The 3260-nt window shown below is 60.7% G+C and carries 6 protein-coding genes; all 6 read left to right on the plus strand.

Annotated features, from left to right (window positions below; translation table 11 throughout):
• Window positions 1-159 precede the first annotated feature (159 nt).
• The 6 genes from nrdD to P9M14_08830 all read left to right on the plus strand — a co-directional run bounded on the left by nrdD (window position 160) and on the right by P9M14_08830 (window position 3190).
• On the plus strand, window positions 160-408 hold the full coding sequence (gene nrdD / locus P9M14_08805) for an anaerobic ribonucleoside-triphosphate reductase (protein ID MDP8255836.1): 249 nt from the start codon (window positions 160-162) through the stop codon (window positions 406-408).
• A gap of 252 nt (window positions 409-660) precedes the next feature.
• Window positions 661-789, plus strand: a complete 129-nt coding sequence (locus tag P9M14_08810) for a hypothetical protein (protein ID MDP8255837.1) — start codon at window positions 661-663, stop codon at window positions 787-789.
• A complete protein-coding gene (locus P9M14_08815; protein ID MDP8255838.1) occupies window positions 786-1373 on the plus strand; it encodes a DUF1018 domain-containing protein in 588 nt (195 codons plus the stop codon). The genes P9M14_08810 and P9M14_08815 overlap by 4 nt, the downstream gene beginning before the upstream one ends.
• On the plus strand, window positions 1360-1569 hold the full coding sequence (locus P9M14_08820) for a hypothetical protein (protein MDP8255839.1): 210 nt from the start codon (window positions 1360-1362) through the stop codon (window positions 1567-1569). The genes P9M14_08815 and P9M14_08820 overlap by 14 nt, the downstream gene beginning before the upstream one ends.
• Window positions 1566-2894 (plus strand): hypothetical protein, encoded by a 1329-nt coding sequence (locus P9M14_08825; GenBank protein MDP8255840.1) that lies wholly within the window; start codon window positions 1566-1568, stop codon window positions 2892-2894. Before P9M14_08820 ends, P9M14_08825 begins: the two co-directional genes overlap by 4 nt.
• A complete protein-coding gene (locus P9M14_08830) occupies window positions 2879-3190 on the plus strand; it encodes a hypothetical protein (GenBank protein ID MDP8255841.1) in 312 nt (103 codons plus the stop codon). The genes P9M14_08825 and P9M14_08830 overlap by 16 nt, the downstream gene beginning before the upstream one ends.
• Window positions 3191-3260: the final 70 nt, after the last annotated feature.

Raw genomic sequence — 3260 nt, forward strand, 5'->3', positions numbered from 1 at the left:
CTGCTCGGGCAGCTCAAGCTGGAGGCTGACGATGCTCGCTAACATGGCCGAGGGCCTGGTGTTCTTCGGGTTCTACTCCGTGCTGGGCCTTGGCGTGCTCGGAGTGCTCTGGTGAGCTGAGAGCGCGCTCCGCTTGCTCGATCGCCTCCTGGAGCGGCCATGAGCAAACAGAGCTGCGGTGCCAAGTGCGAGGTCTACTCGCGCGTGGTCGGCTACTACCGACCGGTGCAGCAGTGGAATCCCGGGAAGCAAACAGAGTTCGCGCAACGCAGCGTGTTCGACCAGCGCGGACCCGCATCCGGCAGCCGACGCCAATATCCAAAACCGCATGATCCCACGCCCGGCGACCTGGACCTGAGCACCGTGCCCCTGAAAATGCTGCGAAAGCCCGAGGTCTCTGATGTGTAAGAAAGGGCTTACCACTTGGGTATGGGTACATGTCCTTGCGATTGGGGGTGATGGCCCCCCTGGTATTTGCCAGATCGATCAATGTATCGCCCCCATCGTAGCCGCGCTCAATGATGGCGGAATTGCTACGGCCTACTCGTGCTGCGGGCACGGAGAGAGCGCCCCGTTCATCCGTCTCGCAGACGGTCGAACATTAGCGATTGTAGATGATCTAAGTGAACTCCAGTTCTGGCCGAAAGGGAGGCCCCTGCCATGACCGCCGGAGAGTGGGCGATGCTGACCTCGGGCCTGGCCGAGATCAAGCACCTGCTCGAGGAGTTCTTCCGCGACGAGTCCGTACCCCGGCCCCTGACCTTTGTCATCGAGAAAGCCAAGGAATGAACGCGCACCCGCACCGGGCTGCCGATCCGTTGTCCCCCGCTCAGCTCCGGGCGATATGGGCCAAGGCCCACGCCCTCGGCCTGGACGAGGAGCTGTTGCGCGATGTGGTCGAGGCTGAGACCGGCGGCCGGTCAATCTCCAGCTTGTCCCGTGACCAGGCCTCGGGTGTGCTGAACCGGCTGGGCCAGGAGCGTGCTCCGCGCCGTCGCCGTAGCCGGAAGCGCGGAGATCCCGGCGCGCTGATCACCAGGGAGCAGGCCCAAACCATTGAGCACAATTACGAGGACCTCTGCTGGCAACAACAGGCGCGTGCCTCGTTCAACAAGCGCATGTGCGGCAAGCCCTGGCCTCAGACCGTGGCCGAGGCGCAGAAGATCATCGAGGCTCAGCGGGCCATGCTCGCCCGCAAACAGCCCAAGACCAAGCTGATCGAGCAGCTCGACCAGCGCCGGGCCAAACTCACCGATTGGGAACAGCGATTTGTAAATACCGTGCGAGGAAAGCGGCGCCTTTCCTCGGGGCAGGCTGCAAAGCTGCGCGAGATCCACGCCGCGCGAGTAGGAGGCGACCATGCCAGGCCATAATCGCATGCCCGTTAAAAACTACTATCGCCCCAGCGAGGTCTATAAGCACTTTGACATCCCTAAAAGTACGTTCTACGACATGCTGCAAACTGAGACGGTTCTGGGCCGGGCTCCCGGAGGGAAAATGGGTTCAAGAATTTTAATCCCCCGCGCCGAGGTCGTGAAGCTCGAAAAGATGTTCCAGGAAGATCTGTGAACATTACCCCCCTGACCGCATTCAAGATCTACCGCAGGGCGGACGACATTTTGGTATTTGCAATAAATCCGGCCACGGCTCAGCGGAAGCTGCGCGAGCTGCTGGCCAAGACCTACCGCCAGGCCGAGCGAGAGGCCCTGACCGATGCGCTGCGCGCAATCGAGTCCCTTCCCGGCAAGCCGAAAAGCGCCGAGATCAAGATGGTGCTCAGCCGTCTGGAGGCGCGGCTCGGTCAGCCCCTGGCAGCGACGATCGAGCAGCCCGTTCTCGACCTGGCCACTCCGCTGTACAAGGCCGGTCTGGTGGAAGCGGGCACGTCGGCCGGGGTTGATATTGCTTTCGGCCTGACCGATATGGACGCGCTCTCGGTCATTGGAAAACAGAATCTGTTTTGGGTCGGGGATCACTGGGACAACGATCTCAAGAAGGGCTTTGATGACGCTCTGCGCGCGAATTATGAGAAGGGCTATTCGCGGCGCGAGCTGGTCAACGCCCTGGAAGATAACGTGTACGGACTTGCCACTTCGCCCGAGCAGATGGAGCACCTTGACCTGATGGCCGATCACATTTCGGCCAAAACGCGCGAGATCGGCCGCGTCGAGGGATACATTCGTTCCGGCGTTGAGGAAATCCGCGTGCGCTCCGAGCGGTCGGAATCGACTTGTGCCTTCTGCCTTGACATGGACGGTCGGATCATCTCGGTCCGCGCGCTGGCCGAGCAAAGGGATTCGATTATGGCCGCCAAGTCGGTGGCCGACCTCAAGGCCGCCCAGAGTTGGCACTCCAAACCTCTCGGCGTGCGCACCAAGGACTTGCCCGCAGGTGTGGCGGGCCCTCCCTACCACGGCCGTTGCTACTGTACGACGATCCCGGTAATAAAAGAGCTTGAGGAGCCGGTCAGCCCGGAATGGGGTGAGGATGTCTCCGCTGAAGATCGGAAACTGCTCGATCAATATTCTTCTCGGGAGTGGGGATACAAGATTCAGGGCCTACGCGAGCGCTCCCGCGAGGAGGCTTTGATATACAATGAACGCGACTTCAAACAGGACTTGACCAAGCACGGCGGGCCGCTGGGCCGCGATGGCGACCGCTATCATCGGACCGCGCAGCGCACGGTGGCCACCGGTGATCGGGTCTTGGCGCAGGTCTATCGCTCGAACCGGAAGAATGCAGTGCCTAGGGTCCAAACGGTGTTCTACTCAAAGGAAACCGATCACATGACCGTGACCCAGGGATACTCGGTCAAGGGCTGTTTCGAGCATCCGGGCGGCATCAGAAAGGCGTTCGACAGCCAAAGGAGAAAAACGTTATGCCTCGTAGAATAGCTTTTGCTCCTCATTATGAGCGGTTCAGGCTGGCCTTTGCCGATTGGCGCGAGGACGGGATCGACGTGGTGCCGACCTTGCAAGCTCTTTCCGGTCTGGTTGAGGCCGGCGACGCCTCGGAGAAGACTCACCCCGCAGAGTTTGCCGAGTTGCGCCGGGCCTACGCCCAGGGTCTCCATCGGATCATCGACTTCAAGTGGGTCATCGATAACATCCAGTCTGTCAGGAAGAGCTACCCACGGGATCACTGGTGGTGGTACCCGGAGGAGTTCGAGAAGGGCCTGGGTCAGGCATGAACTTCCGGCCCTCTTTGGATAACCTCCGAGGAACTTCTTACAACGCTGTTGTAAAAAAACCTGCAACCAG

It is taken from the genome of Candidatus Alcyoniella australis (assembly GCA_030765605.1).
Lineage (GTDB): Bacteria > Lernaellota > Lernaellaia > JAVCCG01 > Alcyoniellaceae > Alcyoniella > Alcyoniella australis.